Raw genomic sequence first — 24,232 nt, forward strand, 5'->3', positions numbered from 1 at the left:
GCAAGGCAATGTGCGCGCGACTCCTTGACCGACCCAAGGGGTGCCCCTACTTTCACACCAGTGAATCGATTCATTGTCGAATTGTTCTGGGGTTGACGTGATCAGTAGACGCCGCATGCTCACCACCACGACCGCAGCCGCACTGGGCACCACCCTCGCCACGGCCGCCACGCCGTCGGCACAGGCCGTCGAGGCGACCTCGGCCGGCACCGCCGCCGGTCCGGGCCGGGCCGGCGCGCTCCGGGTCAGCTCACCGACCGTCGAGTACGCACGCAATCCGCTGGGCCTCGACACCCCGGAGCCCCGACTGAGCTGGCCCCTGCTGTCCGACGCGCCCGGCCAGGCGCAGAGCGCGTACCAGATCCGGGTCGCCACCCGGCCCGACAGGCTGGGCGAGCCCGATGTGTGGGACAGCGGCAAGGTCGTGTCGGACCGGTCGGTGCTCGTGCCGTACGCGGGGCCCGAGCTCAAGCCCCTGACCCGGTATCACTGGTCGGTCCGGGTCTGGAACGCGGCCGGTGAGGTCTCCGGCTGGAGCGAGAGCGCCTGGTGGGAAACCGGGCTGATGAGCACGGCGGCCTGGTCCGCACGGTGGATCGCCGCGCCGGCCACGCTGACGGCGGCCCCGGGCCTGCGCGGTTCGTCCTGGATCTGGTTCCCCGAGGGCGAACCGACCGACAACCTGCCCGCCGGGACGCGTTGGTTCCGCCGCGCCGTCGACGTGCCGGCCGGCGTCACGGGTGCCCGGCTCGTGGTGGGCGCCGACGACGCGTACACCGTGTATGTGAACGGCACCGAAGTGAGCCGGACCGAACCCGACGGGCCCGCCGAGAACTGGCGCCGTCCGGCCGTCGTCGACGTCACGGCCCGACTGCGCCCGGGGGCCAACGTCGTGGCGGCCTCCGCGGTCAACGCCACCGCGAGCCCCGCCGGTTTCATCGCCGTACTGGAACTCACCTCGCCCGACGGCACCACCACCGTCCCCACGGACGACGCGTGGCGGACGACGGACCAGGAGCCGTCCGGCGCCGACGGCGCGTGGCGGCAGACCGGTTACGACGACAGCGCGTGGCCCGCCGCCAAGGAGGGCCCCGCGTGGGGCTCCGGGCCGTGGGGCGCGGTGGCGCCCGCGCTCTTTCCCGCCACCCAGCTGCGGCACGCCTTCCGCCTGGCCGACAAGCGCGTCGCGAGCGCCCGTCTTCACACGACCGCGCTCGGCCACTACGAGGCGCACCTCAACGGACAGCGGGTCGGCAAGGACCAGTTCGCGCCCGGCTGGACCGACTACCGCCAACGGGTGCAGTACCAGACGTACGACGTCACCGCTCTGGTCCGGCGGGGCGCCAACGCGCTCGGCGCGCATCTCGGGCTCGGCTGGTACGGCGGCAATCTCGGCATGTTCGGACCGCACCACTACGGCGACCGGCCCGCACTGCTGGCCCAGTTGGAGGTCACGTACGAGGACGGGACGAGCGAGCGGGTCGTCTCGGGGGACGGCTGGCGGGCCGCTGCCGGACCCATCGTGTCGTCCGACATGCAGGCGGGCGAGGAGTACGACGCCCGGCTGGAGACCGAGGGCTGGACGTCACCCGGCTTCGACGACGCGGGCTGGCTCGCGGCCGAGCCGGTCGACGGTGTGGAGACGGAGATCGTCGCGGAGCTGGACGCCCCGGTGCGCGTCATGAAGGAGCTGCCCGCCAAGAAGGTCACCCGCGTCGCTCCGGGGGTCTTCGTCTTCGACCTCGGCCAGAACATGGTCGGTTCGGTACGGCTCCGGGTGTCGGGCGAGGCGGGCACGACCGTGAGGCTGCGGCACGCCGAGGTGCTCAACCCGGACGGCTCGGTCTACACGGCCAACCTCCGTTCGGCGCGCGCCACCGACACCTACACCCTCAGGGGCGGGGGCGAGGAGACGTATGAGCCGCGCTTCACCTTCCACGGTTTCCGCTACGTCGAGGTCACCGGCTTCCCGGGCACGCCGCTCGCGAGCGCGATCACCGGCCGGGTCATGCACACCTCCGCGCCGTTCACCTTCGAGTTCGAGTCGGACGTCCCCATGCTCAATCAGTTGCACAGCAACATCACCTGGGGTCAGCGCGGCAACTTCCTCTCCATTCCCACCGACACCCCCGCGCGGGACGAACGGCTCGGCTGGACCGGCGACATCAACGTCTTCGCCCCCACCGCCACGTACGTCATGGAGTCAGCCCGCTTCCTCACCAAGTGGCTCCAGGACCTGCGGGACGCGCAGACCGACGCCGGCTCGTTCACGCATGTCGCCCCGGACATCGGCAACGTCGGCGACGGGTCGGCCGGCTGGGGCGACGCCGGAGTCACGGTGCCCTGGGCGCTGTACCAGGCGTACGGCGACGAGCGGATTCTCGACGTGTCGTGGGACTCGCTGCTCCAGTGGCTGGACTACCTGCGCGAGCACAGCGACGGCCTCCTGCGTCCGGCGGACGGTTTCGGCGACTGGCTGAACATCGAGGACGAGACGCCGAAGGACGTCATCGGTACCGCCTACTTCGCGCACGTCGCGGATCTCACCGCGCGTGTCGCGCGGGTGCTGGGCAAGGATCCGGCGCCGTACGAAACGCTGTTCGGCCAGGTCCGCGACGCCTTCCGGGCGGCGTATGTGACGGCGGACGGCAGGGTGAAGGGCGACACGCAGACGGCCTATGTGCTCGCCCTGTCCATGGATCTGCTGCCTGAGCCGGCCCGGAAGCCCGCCGCCGACCGGCTGGTGGCGCTGATCGAGGCGAAGGACTGGCATCTGTCGACCGGCTTCCTCGGTACGCCCCGGCTGCTGCCGGTGCTCACCGCCACCGGCCACAACGATGTCGCCCACCGGCTGCTGCACCGGCGCACCTTCCCCGGCTGGGGGTACCAGATCGAGAACGGCGCGACCACGATGTGGGAGCGCTGGGACTCGATCAGGCCGGACGGCAGCTTCCAGGACGCCGGGATGAACTCCTTCAACCACTACGCCTACGGGTCGGTCGGCGAGTGGATGTACGCGAATGTCGCGGGCATCGCGCCGGCCCGGCCCGGCTTCAAGGAGATCGTGATCAGGCCGCGCCCCGGGGGTGAGGTGCGGCGGGCCGGGGGCCGGTACGCGTCGGTGTACGGGCCGATCACCACCCGCTGGGAGTCGAAGCGTGAAGGCTTCGAGCTTGAGTGCTCGGTGCCGCCCAACACCACGGCGGAGGTGTGGGTGCCGGCGCGGAAGGCGGGCGACGTCAGGAACAAGGGCGCGAGGTTCCTGCGGATGGAGGACGGTTGCGCCGTGTACGCGGTGGCGTCGGGGCAGCACCGGTTCACCACCTGATCCCGCACCGGGGCTTCGGTGATCCGGCCGGGTACGGGAGGCTTCCCGTACCCGGCCGTCTCCGCCCGCTTCCCGTCAGCCGCGCGCGGTCAGTGTGCGTGCGTGCTCACGTACCTGATCCGGTGTCAGATAGGCGTTCGTGTACTCGAAGTCGTGCAGCGTGGCCGGCTTCTGTGCCTGGAACCCGGTCCGTACGAAGTCGTCCCCGGCGACGGCGTTGAGCACCCAGTTGGTCAGCACCCGCGCCTTGGCGACATTGGTCCGCAACGCCGACCAGTGGTAGCCGCGGGCGACGGCCTGGGCCGGCATCCCACGCAGTTCGATACCCATCGGCTTGGAGACGGCGTCCCTGCCGCCGAGATCGACGACGAGCCCCAGGTCCTTGTGCTCGTACCGCCGCAGCGGCTGATGGCGCACCGCGGCGATGACGTTGTCCGCGGCCTTACGGCCCTGGCGCAGCGCGTGCTGGGCGGTCGGCGGGCAGATCGCGTCGCCGCCCTTCGTGAGGTCCGGGACGGCCGCGGCGTCGCCGAGGGCGAAGACGCCGTCGAGGGCCGTGACCCGCAGCTCGGGCGAGACCACGAGCCGGCCGTGCACCTTCTCGGCCTCGAACGTGCTGACCAGCGGGCTCGCGACGACACCGGCCGTCCAGATCAGCGTGCGGCAGGGCAGCACCCGGCCGTCTGTGAAGGTCACCTCGTCGGGCCCGGCCTTGGCGACCGACACCCCGAGCGACACCTCGATCCCGCGCCTGCGGAGGATGCCGAGGGCGGTGGCTCCGAGCCTGTCGCCGAGTTCCGGCATAAGTTTCGGCGCGATGTCGATGAGGTGCCACTTGATCTGCTTCGGGTCCAGCCTCGGATAGCGCCGCAGCGCGTTGTCGGTGACGCGCTGGAGCGAGGCCGCCGTCTCCGTACCCGCGTAGCCGCCGCCGACCACGACGAACCGGAGCCTCGCCTCGCGCTCCTTCTCGTCCACGCTGGCGTCCGCGAGGTCGAGCTGTGCGATGACGTGGTCGCGGATGTAGGCGGCCTCGGCGAGCGTCTTCATGCCGCGCGCGTTCTCGACGAGTCCGGGGATGTCGAACGTGCGGGTGATGCTGCCGGGGGCGAGCACGATGTAGTCGTAGGGCAGGTCGACGATCTCGCCGGTGATCTTCCGGATGACGCAGATTTTCGCCTTCGGATCCACTCCGATGGCCCCGCCGGGGACGATCCGAGTGCGGTGTTTCTTGCTGCGGCGCAGTGAGACCGCGACCGACTGAGGGGTCAGGACTCCCGAGGCCACCTGAGGCAGCAACGGCAGATAGAGCTGGTACGAGAACGGCGTGACCAGGCAGATCTCCGCTTCTCCCGGCACCAGTTTCCGCTCCAGGCGGCGTACGCACGCCACCCCGGCGAAGCCTGCTCCCACTACGAGAATCCTCGGTCGTGCCACGGTGTCCATCCCTTCCCGGTCCTGCTGGGTCGCCTTTCACCTTCCCCGGGTCCGGTTTCTCTCACGGACGGATTCACTCCGTCGCGGACTTCACCACCGCCGTGCTGTTCCTGACGACCAGGCGCGTGCCGAACTCGATCCGGGTATCTGCCTGGTCGGGACGGGCGTCGGAGCGGCCGTCGGGACGGGCGTCCGGCCGGGCGCCGCCGCCCTGATACGCGCGCCGCAGCCGCAGCAGCATCTGGGCGGCCTCCTCCGCCATCTCCACCAGTGGCTGGTGCACGGTGGTCAGCGCGGGGCTCGACCACTGGGCGAGCGGGATGTCGTCGTACCCGACCACGGAGAGATCTTCCGGCACCTGGACGCCGAGCACCCGCGCCGCCTCCAGTACGCCGAGCGCCTGGAGGTCGCTCCCGGCGAAGATGGCGGTCGGCGGTTCCCGGAGCCGGAGCAGTTCCATCGCGTGGTCGTAGCCGGCCTGGACATGGAAGTCGCCGAATCGCACGAGGCGGGGGTCGACCTCCACACCGGCCATCGCCATGGCGGAGCGGAAGCCGTCGAGGCGCGCGAGGGAGCAGAGCATGTCCTCGGGGCCGGTGACGACCGCGATGCCGCGGTGCCCGAGGTCGAGCAGATGGCGGGTGGCGGCGAGCCCGCCGGCCCAGTTGGCCGACCCCACGGAGGGCACGTCTGGTTCCGGGTCACCGGCCGGGTCGATGATCACGAACGGGATGGCCCGTGACCACAGCTTCTTCTTGAGCTCGTCGGGGAGGGTGGAGAAGACCAGCACCACACCGAGCGGGCGGCGGCGCAGGACGCCTTCCACCCACTCGGCTCCCGGGGAGTGACGGGTCCCGGTCTCGGTGAGTACGACGCTGACTCCGGCGCTCTTGGCGACGTTCTGCATGCCCCGGATGAGCTCCATCGACCAGGCGCTGTCCAGCTCGTGGAAGACGATCTCGATGAGCGGCGCCTCGGGGAGGGACGCCGAGGAGCGCCGGTAGCCGTGCGCCTCCAGCAGCTCCTCGACCTTGACGCGCGTCGGGGCGGAGACATCGGGGCGCCCGTTGAGCACCTTCGAAACTGTCGAAAGGGAAACACCCGCCTGGTTGGCCACCTGAGCGAGGGTGACTCGCCCCGTACTCCTGTCGTCTCGCATGGACTGAAGGATAAAGCACGGCGTTGTGTAACGGTTTCGCCGAGTGATGACAGGGATGTTGACCGGCACTTGAGGGGACCTTACGGTCGCACCCCACAGAGACTTTCGAGCAGATTACCGATACTTTCGAAGGGTCGACCGATGAAGACACGCGCACGGTTCCGTCGAACCGTCGCAGGCGGCGCGGCGCTGGTTCTGAGTCTGGGCCTGGCGGCCTGCGGCAGCGGCGACTCCTCCTCCGGTTCGGACGAGTTCCACGTACTGGTCTACGGCGATGCCACGAACCGGGTGGAGGAGCGGATCGTCGCGACGTTCAACAAGACCTCCGAGGTCAAGGCCGTCCTGGACACCGTCCCCGGCGCCGACTACCAGCAGAAGCTCCAGACGGTCATCAACACCCCCCAGGCGCCGGACGTGTTCTTCAACTGGGGCGGCGGCAGCATCAAGCCCTTCGTCGACGCGGAGCTGCTGCTGCCGCTCGACGACATGATCAAGAACGAGCCGGGGCTGAAGTCGAACTTCCTCCCGTCGGTCTTCGAAACCGCGCAGGTCGACGGCAAGTCGTACGGCGTGCCGATGCGCGGCACCCAGCCGGTGCTGCTCTTCCACAACAAGAAGGTCCTGGCCGACGCCGGCGTCGAGGCTCCCCGCACCTGGGACGACCTGCTGGCCGCCGTGAAGACCCTGAAGGGCGAGGGCGTCACGCCCATCGCTCTCGGCGGCGGCGACAGGTGGACCACGATGATGTGGTTCGAGTACCTCTACGACCGCGTCGCGGGCCCCGAGCTCTTCAAGAACGCCCTGGCCGGCGACAAGGACGTCTGGGAGAGCGCCGACAGCAGGAAGGCGCTGGACATGCTGAGGGAGCTCATCGACGCGGGCGCCTTCGGGACCAACTACGACTCGGTCAAATTCACCGACGGCGGCTCCCCCGCCCTGCTGTCGAGCGGCAAGGCCGCCTTCGAGCTGATGGGGTCGTGGGCGTACTCCACCCAGCAGGACGCGGACCCCGACTTCGCCAAGAACGAGCTCGGTTACGGTGCCTTCCCGGGCGTCGAGGGCGGCAAGGGCGACACGGCCAACCTCGTCGGCAACACCAACAACTTCTACTCGGTCCGCGAGTCGACCGAACACGCCGACGCGATAGCCGAGTTCCTGAAGCTCATGTACTCGGACGAGTTCGTCGAGTCGCAGCTCGCGATCGGCAATCTGCCGACCACCACGAACACCGCGAAGTTCCTGGACGGCGCGGACAACCCGGAGTACCTGAAGTACCAGTACGACCTGGTGGACAAGGCCCCCGCGTTCCAGCTCTCGTGGGACCAGGCGTACCCCCCGAAGAACATGACGCCCATCTATGTGGCGGTCCAGCAGTTCTTCAACGGGCAGCTCGACGCGGACGGCTTCATCAAGGCCATGCAAGCCCTCACGACCGCCTGAGAGGGACGTCCTCCATGGTTTCTCTCACCGCCCCCGTAGCGAAGGACGGGCGCCGGCCCGCCCGGGCCGCGGGGCCGGCCGGTCCCTCGGCCCGCCGCCGGACCGGCCGGCCCGGTATCGGCTGGGCGCTGCCCGCCGTCGTGTTCTTCGCGCTGTTCGCCGTCGTGCCGCTGGTGCTGGTGGCCGTCCTGTCCTTCACCACCTGGTCGGGTCTGGGCTCACCGGAGTTCGCCGGTTTCGACAACTGGGTCACGCTGTTCCACGACCCGGTGATGATCAAGAGTCTGTGGCTGAGCGTGCTGCTCACCGTCCTGGGGGTGGTGGTCCAGACCCCGCTGAGCATCCTGCTCGGAGTCTGGGCGGCGGGCCCGCAGCGCAACCGGGCCGTGCTGTCGGCGGTCTTCTTCGTCCCGCTGCTGCTGTCCGCGACCGCCGTCTCGGTGCTGTGGCGGGCCCTGCTCGACCCGAACTTCGGGGTGCCCTCTCAGGCGGCCTGGCTCTTCGGGGACGGCAACCTCCTCGGCAGCCGTACGGGAGCCATCTCCGTACTGGTCCTGGTGAGCGCCTGGCAGTTCACCCCGCTGCACGCGCTGATCTACCAGGGCGCGGCGCGCGCCGTCCCAGCGGTGCTCTACCAGGCGGCGGAGATCGACGGCGCCGGGCGGGTGCGTCAGTTCTTCCACGTCACCCTGCCGCAGCTGCGCAACTCCATCATCACGTCGGTGATCCTGATGGTCGTCGGGGGTCTCACCACCTTCGACACGGTGCTGATCCTCACCCAGGGCGGACCGGGCACCGACACCACCATCAGCGCCTACTACATGTACCAGAAGGCCTTCAAGGGCTTCGAGTTCGGCGCCGGCGCGGCCATCGCGCTGCTGCTCGTCCTGGTGGCCACGGCCGTCTCGCTGGTCGTGGTGCGGGTCTCCGGCTACGACAGGATGGCCGGCACCAAGGAAGGCATGTGATGAGGCGCCGTCCCAACTACCTGGCGGGCGTGGGCGTCACCCTGTGGCTGTTCGTCGTCGGCCTGCCGCTGTACGTCATGCTCGGCGCCGGGGTGCAGTCGCGCCCGGACTACAACGCGGGCGGCCCGCTGGGCTTCCCCGACCACTTCACGCTGGACAACTACCTCGACAGCTTCTCGAACGGTTTCGGCCGGTACTTCGTCAACACCCTGATCGTGACGGCCAGTGTGGTCGCGATCGTCGTGCTCCTCGTCCCGCCCCTGGCGTTCACGATCGTCCGCAACCGTGGCCGCGCCACATCGGGCGTCTTCCGGCTCTTCCTGCTGGGGCTGGCGATCCCCGCGCAGGCGGTGATCGTGCCGATGTTCTACGTCATCAGCGAGGCGGGTCTCTACGACAACCTCATCGGCGTCATCCTGCCGACGGCCGCGTTCTGCATGCCGGTCTGCGTACTCATCCTGACCGGCACCATGCGCGACATCACCGACGACCTCTTCGAGGCGATGGCCATCGACGGCGCCGACGCGCGGCGGGTGTTCTTCCAGCTCGTCGTGCCGCTGTCGAAGAGCGGGCTGTCCACCGTCGTGGTGTTCGCCGCGCTCCAGGCGTGGAACGGGTTCCTCTTCCCGCTCGTGCTCACCCAGTCCGAGGAGTCCAAGGTGATCACCCTCGGTCTGTACAACTTCCAGACCCAGCACGGCGTCGAGATCCCGGGCCTGCTGGCCGCCGTGGTGCTGTCCACCGTGCCCGTCCTGCTCGTCTACCTGTTCGCCCGCCGGGCCCTGGTCCAGGGGCTGATGGGCGTCGGAGGAAAGTGACCGACAACGTGACCACCGACGCCCCCTCGGGCCCGCACACCGGAGCGACCCGTGCGGACGGCAGCCCCGGCGGACTCCGCGACGACCGTTCCCGGACGGCGGCCCGCGCCGCCCGCGTCGAGGAGCTGATCGCCGCCATGACCTTGCCGGAGAAGCTGGCCCAGCTGTACGGCCTGTGGGCGGGCGCCTCCGCGGACGGCGCCGAAGTCGCCCCGCACCAGCACGACATGGACGAGCCGCCCACCCTGGACGAACTGATCCCGTACGGACTCGGCCAGCTGACCCGGCCGTTCGGTACCGTCCCCGTCGATCCCGCCCTGGGCGCGCTGTCCCTGATGCGCAGTCAGGAACGTATCGTCGCGGGCAACCGGTTCGGCATCCCGGCGATGGCGCACGACGAGTGTCTGGCGGGCTTCGCCGCCTGGGGCGCCACCACCTATCCGGTCCCGCTCTCCTGGGGCGCCGCCTTCGATCCCGGCCTGGTCCGGGCCATGGCCGCGGCGATCGGGAGCGACATGCGGTCGGTGGGTGTCCACCAGGGTCTCGCCCCGGTGCTGGACGTGGTGCGCGACGCGCGGTGGGGCCGGGTCGAGGAGACCATCGGCGAGGACCCGTACCTCGTCGGGACCATCGCCACCGCGTACGTCCAGGGGCTGGAGTCCACCGGGCTGGTGGCCACCCTGAAGCACTTCGTCGGCTATTCGGCCTCCCGTGCCGGCCGCAATCTGGCCCCCGTGAGCATGGGGACCAGGGAGCGCGCCGACGTCATGCTCCTGCCCTTCGAGATGGCGGTCAGGGAGAGCGGCGCACGGTCGGTGATGCACGCGTACACCGACACCGACGGCATACCCGCCGCCGCCGACGAGCAGTTGCTGACCGGACTGCTCCGGGACACCTGGGGTTTCGAAGGCACCGTCGTGGCCGACTACTTCGCCATCGCCTTCCTCAAGTCCCTGCACGGGGTGGCCGCCGACTGGGGGCAGGCGGCCGCCGTGGCGCTGACCGCCGGGGTCGACGTCGAGCTGCCCACCGTGAAGACATTCGGGCAGCCCCTGCGCGAGGCCGTCGCCGGAGGAGAGCTGACGACGAAGGTGGTCGACCGGGCCCTGCGCCGGGTGCTGACGCAGAAGGCACAGCTCGGCCTGCTGGACCCGGACTGGAGCCCGCTGCCGCCCGCCCTGGCGGACTCCGATCCCGACGCACCGCCCGGCCTGCTGCGCGGGACCGTGAGCCTGGACACCGCCGCGCACCGGGACATCTCCCGCCGCCTCGCGGAGCGCTCGGTGATCCTGCTGCGGAACGACGGGGTCCTGCCGATGGACCGGCCCGCCCGGATCGCGGTCGTCGGCCCCCAGGCCGACACCCCCACCGCCGTCCTCGGCTGCTACTCCTTCCCCGTCCATGTCGGAGCTCAGCACCCCGGCACCCCTGCCGGGGTGCGACTGCCCACGCTGCTCCAGACGTTGATGTCGGAGTTCCCCGGGTGCGAGATCGTCACCGCGGCCGGCTGCGCCGTCGACTCGGCGGTCACCGGCGGATTCGCCGCCGCGCTGCGGGCGGTGCGAGGGGTGGACGTGATCGTCGCGGCTCTCGGCGACCGGGCGGGACTCTTCGGCCGGGGTACGAGCGGCGAGGGCTGCGACGCGGAGTCGCTGGCCCTGCCGGGCGTACAGCAGCAGTTGCTCGACACCCTGCTGGACACCGGTACGCCGGTGGTGGTCACGCTGCTCGCGGGACGGCCGTACGCACTGGGCGAGGAGGCCGTGGACGCCTCGGCCGCGATCGTGCAGGCGTTCTTCCCCGGACAGGAGGGCGCGCGGGCGGTCGCGGGGGTGCTGAGCGGCCGGGTCGAGCCGTCGGGCCGGCTGCCGGTGAGCGTTCCGCGCCGGCCGGGCGGACAGCCGTCCACGTATCTGGCGGCGCGGCTGGCGCGGGCCGGCGACTCGTCGAATATCGATCCGACGCCCGCGTTCGCGTTCGGGCACGGGCTGACGTACACCTCGTTCGTCTGGTCCACGCTGACGGCCGACAGCGCGGCCCCGACCGACGGCGAACTGCGGCTGTCCTTCACCGTGCGCAACACCGGCGGCCGGCCGGGTACGGAGGTGGTGCAGCTATATCTGCACGACCCCGTGGCTTCGGTCGTGCAGCCGGTCCAGCGGCTCGTGGGCTATCTGCGGGTGCCTCTGGAGCCGGGCGAGGCGGCGAGGATCAGCGCCTCCGTCCCCGCCGACCTGGCCTCCTTCACCGGGCGGGACGGGCGCCGGATCGTGGAGCCGGGCGAACTGGAGCTGCGGCTCGGCGCCTCAAGCGCGGACACCCGGCTCACTGCCCGGGTCACGCTGACCGGAGCCGTACGGGAGGTGGACCACACCCGGGCGCTGCACGCGCGCATACGCCGGGAGGAGCAATAGATCACCCTGATGCAGGGTCAGCAAGAGTACATAACAGGGCATATGACTCGTCACCATGGGAAATCATCTGCCCGAATTCCGCTCTGCCGCCCGCCGCGTCAACCGCCGTCAGTTCGTCACCCGCGCCGGCGCCGCGGCCGTGCTCGCCTTCGCGGCGAACATGCCGGCCGCCGGCGCGGCCACCGCCCGCAGACTCAATCCCCGGGAGATCACGAAGGATCCCTTCACGCTGGGCGTCGCCTCGGGCGATCCGCTGCCCGACACGGTCCTGCTCTGGACCCGGCTGGCGCCCGAGCCGTACACGGCGGACAGCGGTCTGCCCGCCGAGCGCGTCGAGGTGGAGTGGGAGGTCGCGTACGACGAGCGCTTCGCGCTGATCGTCGCGAGCGGTACGGCGACGGCCCATCCCGAGTTCGACCACAGCGTGCGCGTCGAGGTACCGGGGCTGTCGCCCGGCCGCTTCTACCACTACCGCTTCCGGTCCGGTACGTGGATCAGCCCGGCCGGCCGCACGCGTACCGCCCCCGCCGCCGGGACCCCGGCCACCCAGCTCAAGCTGGCGACGCTGTCCTGCCAGGCCTACTACCACGGCTATTTCACCGCGTACAAGCATCTCGCCGCGGAGGACCTCGACGTGGTCGTGCACCTCGGCGACTATCTGTACGAGTACGCGGTGACCGCGGCGGGCGGCGAGCGGAAGTACACCGACCGCGAACTCCCCGCGCACTACAACTCCGAGACGGTGACCCTGGAGGACTACCGGCTGCGTTACGGGCTCTACAAATCCGACCCGGACCTGATGGCCGCGCACGCGGCGCACCCGTTCGTCGTGACCTGGGACGACCACGAGACGGAGAACAACTACGCGGACGAGACGCCCGAGAACGACGTCCCGCCGGAGGAGTTCCTGCTCCGCAGGGCCGCCGCCTACCGCGCCTATTGGGAGAACCAGCCGCTGCGTGCCCCGCAGCGGCCGGAGGGCCCGGACATGCGGCTCTACCGCCGGCTGCACTTCGGGCGCCTCGCCCAGTTCGACATCCTCGACACCCGCCAGTACCGCTCCAACCAGGTGCAGGGCGCCAACTGGCAGGTCCCGGGCCCGGAGTCGAAGGACCCCAAGCGCACCATGACGGGCGAGACGCAGGAACGCTGGCTGCTCGACGGCTGGAAGAGCTCGGACGCCACCTGGAATCTGCTCGCCCAGCAGGTCACGTTCGCCCAGCGCCGCGACGTGCCGGGGTCGAACTTCAAGCTGTCGATGGACGCGTGGGACGGGTACACGGCCTCCCGCAGGCGCGTCCTGGACGGTGCGAAGGCGGCCGGCCTCGACAATCTGATGGTGCTCACCGGCGACGTGCACGTCGGCTACGGCTTCGACCTGAAGGAGGACTTCGACGATCCGAAGTCCCGCGTCGTGGGGACGGAGATCGCCACGACATCGGTCAGCAGCGACAGGGACGGCGCGGAGAAGCCGTCCAACTGGTCCAGCCTCACCTCCGCCAACCCGCATATGAAGTACTACAACGGGCGCCGGGGGTACACCACGTTCACGCTCACGCCGGACCGGGCGACGGTCACGTTCAACACGCTGACATCCGTGACGAAGCCCGGCTCGGCGCTCACGAGGGCGGCGTCGTTCGTCACGGAGGCCGGCAATCCGGGATTGACGCCCGTGTAACCCGGCGGCACCGCGGCCGTCATGGCGGTGTGAGAGTATCCGGCGGGTTTTCCGCCCGGCCCAGGAGAGGGACCCTGAACGGAGCCCCGCCCTCTGGTCGCGGGGACTCCGGAGCGACATGCTGTCGGGCATGCCCGCACCACCTCGTCGGCCAGGGCATCACGCACGGACGTACGCGAGCGTTTGCGAGCCCCACCCGGCTGCCCACACGGCCAAGATCCCGGATCGAGCTGAGAATCTTGAGATTACGGAGCACGGCGGTCACCCCGGGCGCCGGAAGACCGCGGAAGATCAACAGACCTGCCACAGGCCCCAGTTGCTGTGGCAGACTGTGGGTCATGGCTGCGGCAGTGCTCGGGGGTACGCGATGAGCGAGCCACGGTCGGCTCCGACGATCGGTCAGATCGTGCTGAGCAGACAGCTGTTGGCCCTGCGTGAGAAGGCGGGGCTCAGCCGGGAGCAGTCCGGTCAGCTGCTGCGGGTGACCGCGGCCACCGTCCGCCGGATGGAGATGGCGGAGGTCGGGCTCAAAGTCCCCTATCTCCAGATCCTGTTGCCTGCGTACAACGTCCCGGACGAAGAGATAGACGTCTTCCTCAGGCTGGCCGACGACGCCAACAAACCCGGCTGGTGGCAGCGGTTCCACGATGTGCTCCCCGACTGGTTCAGTGGTTATGTCAGCCTCGAAGAGGCCGCGAAGACCATGCGCTGCTACGAGCCGCACTTCGTGCCCGGGCTGCTCCAGACCGAGGAGTACGCGCGTCACATCCTCACCACCGGCGCCCTGGGGCAGCAGCTCTCCGACCCCTCCCGGGTCGAACGGCAGGTCGCGCTCCGGCTGGAGCGCCAGGCGCTGCTGACCCGCGCCGACGCGCCCGTCTTCTGGGCCGTACTGGACGAGACGGTGCTGCGCCGCTTCGTCGGCTCGGCGGACGTGATGCGCGCTCAGATCGACCGGCTGCTCGAAGCGACCGAGCTGCCGAACGTGACGCTGCAGATCGCCGAGTTCAGCGCGGGCCATCACCCGGGGACGTACAGCCCCTTCGTGCTGTTCCGGTTCGGTGTCCCCGAGGTGCGGGACATGGTCTACATCGAGTATCTGACCGGCGCGCTCTATCTCGACGAGGACGGTGAGGTCTCCGAGCACATGGAGGCCATGGACCGGATGGTGGCACACGCGGAGTCCGCGAGCCGTACGCGGCAACTGCTGTCCGACTTCCGCGCCGCACTGTGACCCCCGACCCCACGCGACGGAGCACCCCATGCGCCAAGGCAAGCCCAAACTGCAGGTCGACACGGGCAAGCCCCATCCGGCGAGGGTGTACGACTGGCTCCTGGGCGGCAAGGACAACTACCCCGTCGACCGGGCCGTCGGGGAGCGGCTGCCCGAGCTGGGGAAGCGCAGCGCCAGGCAGAACCGCGCCTTCATGCACCGCGCGTCCGCGTGGCTGGCCCGCCAGGGCGTCGACCAGTTCCTCGACATAGGCACCGGCATCCCGACCGCGCCCAACCTCCACCAGGTCGTCCAGGAGATCAACCCGAAGGCCCGGGTCGTCTACACGGACAACGATCCCATCGTGCTCCGGCACGCCGAGGCGCTGCTGTTCAGCACGGCGGAGGGCGGGACCGACTACCTCCAGGCGGACGTGCGCGACCCCGGGGCGATCCTCGACCACGCGCGCGGGCAGCTGGACTTCGACCGGCCCGTGGCCGTGTCGCTCGTCGCGCTGATGCACTTCGTGCCGGACAGCGACGGCCCGTACGAGATCACCCGTACCCTCCTCGACGCGCTCGCGCCCGGCAGCTACCTCGTGCTCTCGCACGGCACCTTCGACTTCCACAAGGAGCTGGAGGCCCGGATCACCGGGACCTACGGCGAGGGCGGTATCGAGCTGCGGTTCCGCACGCGGGACGAGGTGGCGCGGTTCTTCGACGGTCTGGACCTCGTCGAGCCCGGACTCGTCACCGGCCCCGAGTGGTACCGGGACACGGCCGCGCCCGAGCACGAGGAGAACGCCCTCTACGCCGGGGTCGCCCGCCTCCCCTGAGCTCCGGCCGCCCCTCCTCCCGCCTCCCGCCTCCCGCCTTCCGCCGCCCGTTCCCGGTGTCCCGGCCACGCCGGAGGCGAGGATCGGCCGACGGGGTGACGATGGGTGGTGGTGCCTATCGCGGGAGGAGGCCCCCATGGCTTACCCGGAACGCTATGAGCTGGTGTTCGACGAGAGCCCGACCGACCCGACCGATCTCACGGCCCCAGTGCCGGACGACACGGAGCGGGACGTGGTGACGGTCAGGCGTACCGCCAGGGCAGGGGCGGGCGGATTTCCCGTCTACGAGGACGAGACAGGCATCGTGCGCGCGGAGATCAGCGACCGGGGCGAGGTGCGGATGCTGGCCAGCGGAGGCCAGCAGGCGCCCAGCACACCGGTGAAGGCGCGGTCGCTCGGCTCGTGAACGAATCCCCGGCCCCGTCCCCTCGGTGATCCGTGAGGGGACGGGGCCGGGGGCTTGCGCGGACCTGTTCACCGGCTCGTACGCAGGGCGGAGAGGCCGTCGCGCCAGGCGGAGAGAAGCTTCTCGGCGAGACGGGCGTCGAGCACGCCCGTGGCGTCGGCGCCGAAGGCCACGTCCGTCTCCAGCCAGGGCTCCTCCTCCAGGAGCCCGCCGACGACCTCGCGGCGGACGAGCTGTTCGTGCGCCCCGTCGCCCGCCACATGCTCGTCGTAGAAGTGCGCGGCGGCCTCTCCCGCCCCTGCCCGCCGCATCGCCTCCGCCAGCCGGCGCGACGCGGGCGACGAGGCCACCTCGACGGCGGCGAAGTGCCCCACCAGCGCGCCGCGGAGCGCGCGGTGCAGACCGAACATCGACATCAGGTTGACGCTCGCCAGCATCTCCCCCGTCGCCACGTCGACGTACCGCCCGTACGTCGTGTCCAGACCGAGGTCCGTCATGAGGCCAGCGAAGAGCCGTGAATGTATTCGGTCCGCCCGTCCCCCGCCGAATTCGTCGTACTCGATCGCGGCCATCGCCGCCTTGGCCCGGCCCCGGAGCCGGGGGATCACCCAGGCGTGCGGGTCGGCCTCCTTCAGGTGGTAGACGGAGCGCTGGGCGGCGTATTCGCGCAGATGCCACAGCTCGCCCTCGTCCCTGAGGTAGTGGGACGCGCTCGCGCCGTCCGGCGGTTCGACCAGGAGATCGGCGAGCGCCTCGTCGATGTCGGTGCGGCGTTTGGTGTCCGTACGCAGCGCGTCGAGGAAGCGGCGTTCGAGATCGGCGCGGAACGCGAGCAGCGCCGGATCCCACTCCCAGGCGGGATCGACGCCGCAGAATCCGCGGTAGTGCAGTTCGTAGCAGAGGTAGAGCGCGAGGTGCAGGTCCTCGCCGTACGGGGCGGCGTCGTCGGCCGATCCTCTCGGCGGCAGGGGGGTCCCGGATCCGGGACGGCCACGCAGGGCGCGTACGACTCCGTAACTGAGGTCACCACGGCCCGTCGGCAGAGCCGGCCCGGTGGGCCGGACGTCGGCGTTCTCCACTGACTTCACTCCTTGACCTGATCGAACTGATCAGCGTGCTCGGTTCGATCATTCTCGCCGCTTTGCCCCGCCTGTCCCCTTTCGTGGATCGCCCCCGGGTGATTGCTCCCGGACCGTGGGTAACGCCCGGCCGCGCCTCGCGTCCGCCCGTCGGCGCCGCCCGTTTCCCTCCGCCGGGCGGCCCGCGCCCCGCGGTCCCGGCGCGGTGCGGGCGTGCGGCCGTTCGGGTGATCTTCGGTGTCGTCGGCCCGGACCACCCTGGGGCCTCGCCGCCCGCCGCAGGGGTCAGCGCGCCGGCAGCGCTGCCAGCCACCCGGTCAGGAGACGGTTGACCTCGTCGGCGCGCTCCTGCTGCACCCAGTGCCCGCAGCCTTCGAGGATGTGCGACGAGACCAGGCCGGGAAGGGTGGCGGGGTAGGCCTTGACCGCGTCCGACATCCACGCGAGCGAGGCGTCGCGCTCGCCGCCGATGAAGAGGGAGGGCTGGGTGAGGGGGGCTCCGTGCCAGGCGGCCAGGTCCGCCCAGTCCCGGTCGATATTGCGGTAGCGGTTGAGCGCTCCGGTCGGTCCGGTCCGCTCGAACTCGCCCGCGTAGTGGTCCAGGTCGGCCTCCGAGAGCCACGCGGGGAGCGGACCGGCGGGGAACCGGTCGCGGAGTCTGCCGCCCGGCGGTACGAAGTAGATGCTCCCCTCCCCCTCCGGCGGCATGGTGTCGCCGGAGAGCCCCGTGCAGAACCCGGCCAGCCAGCCGCGGATGTCGGGCTCCATCTCCGCCTCCGCACGGCCGGGCGTCTGGAAGTAGCTGACGTAGAACTCCTCGTCGCCGCCGATCCCCGCGAACACCTCCGTCGGGCGGGGCCCGCCACGGGGCGCGAACGGCACGCTGAGCAGCGCGGCGGCGGTGAAGACGTCGGGGCGCAGCAGAGCCGAGTCGGCGGCGATGTTCGACCCCCAGTCATGGCCGACGATCGTCGCCGTCTCCTCCCCGAGGGCGTGGACGACCCCGACGTTGTCGGCGACAAGGGCGAGCATCCGGTAGTCCTCGACGGCCGACGGCTTCGAGGAGCGTCCGTAGCCGCGTACGTCGATGGCCACCGCGCGATACCCCGCTGCCGCGATCGCGGGAAGCTGGTGGCGCCAGGAGTACCAGGACTCGGGGAAGCCGTGGACCATCAGGACGAGCGGGCCGGTGCCCTGTTCCACCAGATGGATACGGCCGCCGGGGACGTCCACCAGGCGGTGTTCCGCGTCCGGCGGGGTGGGTGTGGTGGCTGCCGCGGGCGGCGTGACGGGGTCCGGCATGGCTCCTCCTCGGAGTGATCGTTTCCGCCACCATCATTCGGCGACCGCCGCCGCACCGCCAAGAGAACTTGCCGGACCGGCAAATGGACTCGCCGGACCCGCGTCGGGCGGTGCCGGGTGTCTTTCGGGTCCGAACCGCTGTCGCCCCGCGCGACGCCATTTCATTCCGATGTCTCCGGACGCCTCCGCGTTCCCCCGGTCCGCGTGGCTGACCTCGGCGCGCCGCGCGCTGAAAAACGCGCCCAACGACACCTTCGGGGTGGGCGACCCCCAGGGCCGGATCGAACTGCGCACCGCGCTCACCGAATATCTCGCCCGCGCCCGTGGCGTACGGACCGCGCCCCACCGGATCACCACCGAAAGTGACACCACATGGTGCAACCATCCGCCGGTTGCTATGGTCGGTCGCATGACCGCCATGACGCTCCGTATCCCGGACGAGATCAACGCATCGATCAAGGCGGGGGCGGCAGCGGCCGGTCTGTCCCTCAACGCCTACATCGTGCGCGCCGCTCAGCGGCAGGCCGTGCTCGACTCCGCCCGCAGGCTCGCCTCCCTCGGCCTGGGCGAGGACCTGGGCGGCGAGGGCGACACCCTGTGAAACGTGGTGAGATCTGGACGCTCGGCGACGGGCGCAATGTCCTGATCGTCTCCCTGGACGGACTGGAGGGAGCGTACGGAGCGGTGCTCACGGTCGTCCTGCACGACGCCGGGCGCTACCCCGACACCGCGATGTCCGTGGTGATCGACGACCCGCTGCCGTCCACGGCCGTGGCGGTCAACCTCCAGCAGTTGAGGGTCACGCGCTTCGACGGCGCGAAGCTGCTCGGCCCCGTCGACACGACGGTGATGGAGCGCATCAGCCAGGCTCTGCGCGCGGTGCTCGATCTCTGATCCGACCGGCCCGCTCCCTGCTCGAAAGAGAGTACGGGGCACCACTGACAACGAGAGCCGGTGAGCCCTTCACCAGGGCTCACCGGCTCTTGTCAGCGATGTGGAGTGTGGCTACGGCTGCGCCGCCAGCCGGAAGGTCTGGTTGGCCGCCTCCGTGCAGGGCTGCTGGGTGAGCGTGGCCCCGTTCGCCGTACCGCCGCTGACGGTCAGGCACTTGTTGCTGTGTCTCGCGGCGAACCGGTAGCGGTCGGTGGTCCCGATCCGCTGCGGCTGCCACTGCTGGTTGGTGGCGCCGGTGTAGCTCCACAGATGTGCGCGGGCCCCGTCGGCGGTGGCACCGACGCCCCCGTCGATGTCCCACACCTTGCCGTTGTGCCGGTTGACCACCTGGTAGTAACCGTCGCTGGTGGGCCGGAACTGCCAGGTCTGGTTGTTCGCGGCCGGCGCCGAGCACGACCACTGCTGGAGGCCGGTACCGTCCGCCGTGCCCCAACCGGTCGCGTCGAGACAGGCGTTGCTGCCGCTGTTGACCACCTGGTACCAGTTCGCCGGGTCGATGGAACCATCGCCCGGGTTGCCGGTGTCGGCGCCGGTCCAGACGAGGGTGGCGACGGCGCCCGCCGGCAGCGTGTACGTGGCCGAGCGTCCGGCGTCCGTGAGGGAGAACGTCCGGGCCGCGCCCGCGCCGTTCACGACGTACGCCGCCTTGCCGCCGTCCGGGTTCTGCCAGACGACGTTCTGCACGCCGCCCGCGCCCTGGCTGGTGGAGCCGATGCGCGTGGCGCCGGGCTTGACGAATTTGGTGAGATGGCCGAGGACGTAGTACTCGGCGTTGCGCGTGACCGTGCTGCCGTTGATCTCGACCACGCCGTTGCAGCGGGTGGTGCAGTGGCCCTGGTGGGGGCCGCCGTTCTGGTTCAGGGCGAGGTTCCACATGATCGTGGTCTCACCGCCGTTGCGCATGTTGGCCACGACGAGGTTCTCGGCGTGCCACTTCAGCGTGTCGGCGAAGGTGGTGGCCGGGTTGGTGCTGTCGGTCCCCGAGCACTCGGTGAAGAAGACCCGCTTGCCGGCCTGCCTGATCTGCGACTGGCTGGTGGGCTGGCCGCCGTAGCAGTGGAACGCCGCGCCGATCACACGGTTCATGCCCGGGGTCTCGGAGAAGACCTGGAGCGGGTAGTTGGGGTGGTCCCAGTTGTGGTCGTACGCGAGGAGGTTGGTCGGCAGGTTCGCCGCCGTGAGCGTGCGGTCGAGCACCTTGAAGAACGCCGCCTGCTCGGACGCGGTCATGCTCATCGAGGGGTAACTCGTCGCGAACTCGGGCTCGTTCTGGACCGTGAGGTCGGTGAGCTTCAGGCCCTGCTGCTGGTATCCCTGGACCGCCTTGACCAGGTAGTCGGCGTACTGCTGGTAGCGGTCGGTGCGCAGACTGCCGCCGTTGAGGCTGTTGTTGGTCTTCATCCACGCGGGCGGTGACCAGGGGCTGCCCATGAAGCGGATGCCGGGGTTGATCGAGACGGCCTGCTTGAGGACGGGGATGATCGCCTCGTGGTCACGGCCGAGGTTGAAGTCCCCCTGGTTGTCCTCGTAGGTGTAGGCGGCGCCCTGGTTGAAGTCGGTGGCGCCCAGCGGCTGGCGCAGATAGCTGATCCCGATGCCGTCGCCCTGGGCGGAGAAGAGCGAGTTCATCAGGGCGTTCTTCTGCGTCGCCGGAAGCTGGTTGATCAGATGTCCGGCCGCTCCGGTGACGGAGGCGCCGGCACCGGTGAACTGCTGTTCACGCTGGGCCTGGTTGACGTTGATGTCGATGGCCTGCGGCGTGGAGGTGAAGGTGATCTGGCCGGCCGAGGCCAGCTTGCGGCTTCCGTCGGCGGTGGTGATCCACACCTGGGCGGTGGGGTCGGCGGCCCGCGCCGTACCGGACGCGGTCAGTCCGAGGCTCCCGCCCAGAGTGAGCACACTGAGGGCGACGACGGCTCTGCGAACGACGTTTCTGTGCAGGGTTCTTCGCATGCGTGGGGGCTCCTGCCGGTTCGTGTGTCGAACGAATCGCCTGCGGCCCGGGGCGTCCCGTGCCGTGGCCGGGTGGCGCATCGGCGACATGAAAGCATGCTTACTAAGTACTTAGTAAGTCGTCGGGCGGAACTTGTTTCATGCGGGCCGCCGCGGCCGTGGGCGTGATCCGGAGAGCCGTAGACTGCGCCCGGTGAGCAACAGACGAGCGGGGGAACGGGGCAGCGCGGCGGCCGGGCCTGCCCAGCCTCGGACACCCCGCAGTCCCGGGGCGCGGCAGCGGCGCGAGGAGATCCTGCGTATCGCCATGGAGACGTTCGCGGCGCGCGGCTACAACAACGCGTCACTGGCCGAGATCGCGGATCGCGCGGGCCTCACACAGGCGGGGGTACTGCACTACTTCCGGTCCAAGGAGCTGCTGCTCACGAGCGTCCTCGAACTGCGGGACCAGACCGACATAGAACAGCTCGGCCCCGACCGCCCGCGCGGTCTCGCCTTCCTGCGCCATCTGATCGACACCTCGCGCCGCAATGCCGGGCGGGAGGGCATCGTACGGCTCTACACCGTGCTCTCGGCGGAGAGTGTCACCGAGAACCACCCCGCGCAGGAGTACTTCCGCGACCGGTACACCGGACTGCGGGCCTTCGTGGTGGACGCGCTGCGCGAGGCGGCCGAAGTGGGCGAGGCCCGCGAGGACCTGGACGTCGAGAACGTGGCGAACGCGATCATCGCGGTGATGGACGGGCTCCAGGTGCAGTGGCTGCTGTCGCCGGAGTCGGTGGACATGGCCGCGTCGACGGAGCGCGTGGTGTCGTCGCTGCTGGCGTCCATCGCGCCCGCGAAGGACTGACGGCCGGCCTGACGGGGCGTCGATCGGCCGGGGCGGTGTTCACTTCTCCGCGGGCCGGGCGCGTACGTGCATCTTCTCCCCCTGGCGACCGAAAATCGTGAGGAATTCGACCCCTTCCGGACTCGCACTGGCCCAGCCGTGCGGGGTGCGGGTGTCGAACTCGGCGGCCTCCCCGACGCCCAGCACCAGATCGTGCTCGCCCAGGCGCAGCCGGAGCCGGCCGGCCAGGATGTAGAGCCATTCGTAGCCCTCGTGCGTTCGCTGCTCCAGTTCGCCGGTGTGCGGCCGGCCCGCCGGGATGATCTGTTTGTACGCCTGGAGCCCGCCGAGATGGCGGGTCAGGGGCACGAAGGTCATGCCGTAGCGCGAGAAGGACCGCAGATGGACCCGGGGGTCGCCGGTCGGGGGCGCGTCGACCAGCTCGTCCAGTTGCACGCCGTACGCCTTGGCGAGCGGCAGGAGCAGTTCCAGGGTCGGTTTACGGCCGCCGGACTCCAGCCGGGACAGCGTGCTGACCGAGATCCCGGTCGACTCGCTCAGCGAGGTCAGTGTCGTACCGCGATCGCGGCGCAGGGCGCGAAGACGCGGTCCCACACCCTTCAGAACGGTCGAGAGGTCGTCGTCAGCCATGCCTCCATTTGCCACCTCGGCAAGGAAGTTTGTCAAACGATGAAGCATGGACGGACCATCTCCGGCAGATGGAGGTGCTTCGCATGAAGGTACAAAAAGTAGATTTCGATGTCGTGGTGATCGGTGGCGGAGCCGCCGGGCTGAGCGCGGGGCTGACTCTCGCGCGGGCGCGCCGGTCGGTGCTGGTGATCGACTCCGGCGAGCCGCGCAACGCCCCGGCGTCCCATGTCCACGGCTATCTGGGGCGTGAAGGCATCGCGCCGGCCGAGCTGTTGGCCGTGGGGCGTGAGGAAGTGGCGGGCTACGGCGGCGAGTTCATGTCCGGCGAGGTGACGGCGGTCAAGGGTTCGGTGGCGGACGGGTTCCGTCTCGTACTCGAAGAGGGCGCGGACGTCGCCGAGGTGACGGCGAGCAGGCTGCTGGTGACGACGGGCCTGGTCGACGAGCTGCCCCCTGTCCCGGGCGTCGCCGAGCGCTGGGGGCGGGATGTGCTGCACTGCCCGTACTGCCACGGGTGGGAGGTACGCGACGCGCCCATCGGGATCCTGGCGACCGGGCCGCTGGCCGCGCACCAGGCCCAGATGTGGCGGCAGTGGAGCGATGACGTGACGCTGTTCCGGCACACCGCGCCCGAATTCGACGACGAGCAGTACGAGCGGCTCGCCGCGCGTGGCATCGCCGTCGTGGACGGGGAGGTCAGCGCCCTGGAGGTGACGGACGACCGGCTCAGCGGGGTCACGCTGGCGGGTGGGCGGGTGATTCCGGTCCGGGCGGTGGTGGTTCCGCCGCTGTTCACCGCGCGTGGGGGTGTCCTCGCGGACCTGGGGGTGGTGGCGGTCGACCGGGAGATGGCCGGTCAGGTCGTCGGCAGCGCGGTCCCCACCGACCCGGCCGGTGCGACATCCGTGCCCGGCGTGTGGGCGGCGGGCAATGTCGCCGATCCGACGGAGAACGTGATCGGCTCGGCGGCGGCGGGGCTGCGGGCGGCGGCCGCGATCAACGCGGACCTGATCGCCGAGGAGACGCGGCGCGCGGTAGGGGCGAGGCAGGGCGTGCGGGACCAACTCGGCGAAGGAGACACATCGATGGACCACGGTCGGACCTCTGCGGACAACGGCACCGACGGCGGTACGAGTGAGGAGTTCTGGGACTCGCGTTACGGAGAGAGCGAACGCGTCTGGAGCGGGAACCCGAACACGGTCCTTGTCCGGGAGGCCGCCGATCTGAAGCCCGGCCGGGCACTGGATCTGGGCTGCGGCGAGGGAGCCGACGCGATCTGGCTGGCGGGCCGGGGGTGGCAGGTGACCGCCTGTGACATCTCCGGGGTCGCCCTCGCCAAGGCGCGGAGGCATGCCGCCACGGCGGACGCGGGCGTCGCCGAGCGCATCGACTGGCAGCGGCACGACTTCGGGACGTCCTTCCCCACCGGGACGTACGACCTGGTCTCGGCGCAGTTCCTGCACTCACCGGACGACATGCCGCGCGAGAAGATCCTGCGGGCCGCGGCTTCTGCGGTGACCCCGGGCGGGGTGCTCCTGGTCGTCGGTCATGCCGGACTGCCGTCCTGGGAGCCCGAGCCGGACATCGACGTGCGTCTCCCGACGCCGGACGAGGTCGTCGCATCCCTCGAACTGGCCGACGGGGAATGGGAAGTGCTGCTCAGCGAGGAGCACGAGCGGATCCAGACCCGCCCCGACGGGCAGCCGGGTACGCGTACGGACAACGCCGTGAAGGTCCGCCGCCGCGCGGTGTGAGGGGCGCCGCGCGC

The 24,232-nt window shown here is 70.3% G+C and carries 19 protein-coding genes and 1 pseudogene; 14 read left to right on the plus strand and 6 right to left on the minus strand.

The genetic code is table 11. The features are described 5' to 3' along the window. The first annotated feature begins 97 nt into the window (after positions 1–97). Positions 98–3,328 carry an alpha-L-rhamnosidase gene (locus ACIBBB_RS30490; protein WP_398987665.1) on the plus strand — a complete coding sequence of 1,077 codons (3,231 nt, stop codon included), beginning with the start codon at positions 98–100 and terminating at the stop codon, positions 3,326–3,328. Positions 3,329–3,403: 75 nt separating this feature from the next. Here ACIBBB_RS30490 and ACIBBB_RS30495 read toward each other — a convergent pair whose 3' ends face one another. Next, a complete protein-coding gene (locus ACIBBB_RS30495; RefSeq protein ID WP_398987667.1) occupies positions 3,404–4,765 on the minus strand; it encodes an NAD(P)/FAD-dependent oxidoreductase in 1,362 nt (453 codons plus the stop codon). A 73-nt stretch (positions 4,766–4,838) separates the two neighbouring features. Further along, entirely contained in the window at positions 4,839–5,924 is a 1,086-nt protein-coding gene (locus ACIBBB_RS30500) for a LacI family DNA-binding transcriptional regulator (protein WP_398987669.1), read from the minus strand. 141 nt (positions 5,925–6,065) lie between these two features. On the opposite strand from ACIBBB_RS30500, the gene ACIBBB_RS30505 reads away from it, so the two are divergent. From ACIBBB_RS30505 to ACIBBB_RS30540, 8 genes are all read left to right on the plus strand, one after another. After that, complete coding sequence (locus ACIBBB_RS30505; protein ID WP_398987672.1) at positions 6,066–7,364, plus strand: ABC transporter substrate-binding protein; 1,299 nt, start codon at positions 6,066–6,068, stop codon at positions 7,362–7,364. Between the two features lie 14 nt (positions 7,365–7,378). Further along, positions 7,379–8,332, plus strand: a complete 954-nt coding sequence (locus tag ACIBBB_RS30510) for a carbohydrate ABC transporter permease (protein ID WP_398987674.1) — start codon at positions 7,379–7,381, stop codon at positions 8,330–8,332. Next, entirely contained in the window at positions 8,332–9,150 is an 819-nt protein-coding gene (locus ACIBBB_RS30515; RefSeq protein WP_398987676.1) for a carbohydrate ABC transporter permease, read from the plus strand. Before ACIBBB_RS30510 ends, ACIBBB_RS30515 begins: the two co-directional genes overlap by 1 nt. Positions 9,151–9,287: 137 nt before the next feature. Further along, complete coding sequence (locus tag ACIBBB_RS30520) at positions 9,288–11,564, plus strand: glycoside hydrolase family 3 N-terminal domain-containing protein (RefSeq protein WP_398987766.1); 2,277 nt, start codon at positions 9,288–9,290, stop codon at positions 11,562–11,564. Between the two features lie 55 nt (positions 11,565–11,619). Then, positions 11,620–13,242 carry an alkaline phosphatase D family protein gene (locus ACIBBB_RS30525; RefSeq protein ID WP_398987678.1) on the plus strand — a complete coding sequence of 541 codons (1,623 nt, stop codon included), beginning with the start codon at positions 11,620–11,622 and terminating at the stop codon, positions 13,240–13,242. Between the two features lie 367 nt (positions 13,243–13,609). Further along, complete coding sequence (locus tag ACIBBB_RS30530; RefSeq protein WP_398987680.1) at positions 13,610–14,476, plus strand: helix-turn-helix domain-containing protein; 867 nt, start codon at positions 13,610–13,612, stop codon at positions 14,474–14,476. A 28-nt stretch (positions 14,477–14,504) separates the two neighbouring features. After that, complete coding sequence (locus tag ACIBBB_RS30535; protein WP_398987682.1) at positions 14,505–15,290, plus strand: SAM-dependent methyltransferase; 786 nt, start codon at positions 14,505–14,507, stop codon at positions 15,288–15,290. Positions 15,291–15,426: 136 nt separating this feature from the next. Next, the gene (locus ACIBBB_RS30540; RefSeq protein WP_398987684.1) at positions 15,427–15,696 is read left to right on the plus strand and encodes a DUF6296 family protein; all 270 of its coding nucleotides are present in this window, start codon (positions 15,427–15,429) and stop codon (positions 15,694–15,696) included. A gap of 68 nt (positions 15,697–15,764) precedes the next feature. Here the strand turns inward: ACIBBB_RS30540 and ACIBBB_RS30545 are convergent, their stop codons facing one another. Continuing rightward, positions 15,765–16,775, minus strand: coding sequence for an iron-containing redox enzyme family protein (locus ACIBBB_RS30545; RefSeq protein WP_398987686.1), 1,011 nt, complete (start codon positions 16,773–16,775; stop codon positions 15,765–15,767). A 285-nt stretch (positions 16,776–17,060) separates the two neighbouring features. Further along, entirely contained in the window at positions 17,061–18,077 is a 1,017-nt protein-coding gene (locus ACIBBB_RS30550) for an alpha/beta fold hydrolase (RefSeq protein ID WP_398987688.1), read from the minus strand. Between the two features lie 172 nt (positions 18,078–18,249). Between ACIBBB_RS30550 and ACIBBB_RS30555 the strand changes: the two are divergent. From ACIBBB_RS30555 to ACIBBB_RS30565, 3 genes and pseudogenes are all read left to right on the plus strand, one after another. Next, positions 18,250–18,429: pseudogene (locus ACIBBB_RS30555) on the plus strand (PLP-dependent aminotransferase family protein); the annotation flags it as partial. Positions 18,430–18,495: 66 nt separating this feature from the next. After that, positions 18,496–18,678 (plus strand): toxin-antitoxin system HicB family antitoxin, encoded by a 183-nt coding sequence (locus ACIBBB_RS30560; protein ID WP_398987768.1) that lies wholly within the window; start codon positions 18,496–18,498, stop codon positions 18,676–18,678. Continuing rightward, positions 18,675–18,971 carry a hypothetical protein gene (locus ACIBBB_RS30565; protein ID WP_398987691.1) on the plus strand — a complete coding sequence of 99 codons (297 nt, stop codon included), beginning with the start codon at positions 18,675–18,677 and terminating at the stop codon, positions 18,969–18,971. Before ACIBBB_RS30560 ends, ACIBBB_RS30565 begins: the two co-directional genes overlap by 4 nt. 111 nt (positions 18,972–19,082) lie before the next feature. Here the strand turns inward: ACIBBB_RS30565 and ACIBBB_RS30570 are convergent, their stop codons facing one another. Beyond that, entirely contained in the window at positions 19,083–20,984 is a 1,902-nt protein-coding gene (locus tag ACIBBB_RS30570; RefSeq protein ID WP_398987693.1) for an RICIN domain-containing protein, read from the minus strand. Positions 20,985–21,177: 193 nt separating this feature from the next. On the opposite strand from ACIBBB_RS30570, the gene ACIBBB_RS30575 reads away from it, so the two are divergent. Beyond that, positions 21,178–21,834, plus strand: a complete 657-nt coding sequence (locus ACIBBB_RS30575; protein WP_398987695.1) for a TetR family transcriptional regulator C-terminal domain-containing protein — start codon at positions 21,178–21,180, stop codon at positions 21,832–21,834. Between the two features lie 39 nt (positions 21,835–21,873). Here ACIBBB_RS30575 and ACIBBB_RS30580 read toward each other — a convergent pair whose 3' ends face one another. Beyond that, positions 21,874–22,464, minus strand: coding sequence for a helix-turn-helix domain-containing protein (locus ACIBBB_RS30580; protein WP_398987697.1), 591 nt, complete (start codon positions 22,462–22,464; stop codon positions 21,874–21,876). 83 nt (positions 22,465–22,547) lie between these two features. Between ACIBBB_RS30580 and ACIBBB_RS30585 the strand changes: the two genes are divergently transcribed. Then, positions 22,548–24,218, plus strand: a complete 1,671-nt coding sequence (locus ACIBBB_RS30585) for an FAD-dependent oxidoreductase (protein WP_398987699.1) — start codon at positions 22,548–22,550, stop codon at positions 24,216–24,218. Positions 24,219–24,232 lie beyond the last annotated feature (14 nt).

The organism is Streptomyces sp. NPDC051217 (genome assembly GCF_044455465.1).
Taxonomy (GTDB): Bacteria; Actinomycetota; Actinomycetes; order Streptomycetales; family Streptomycetaceae; genus Streptomyces.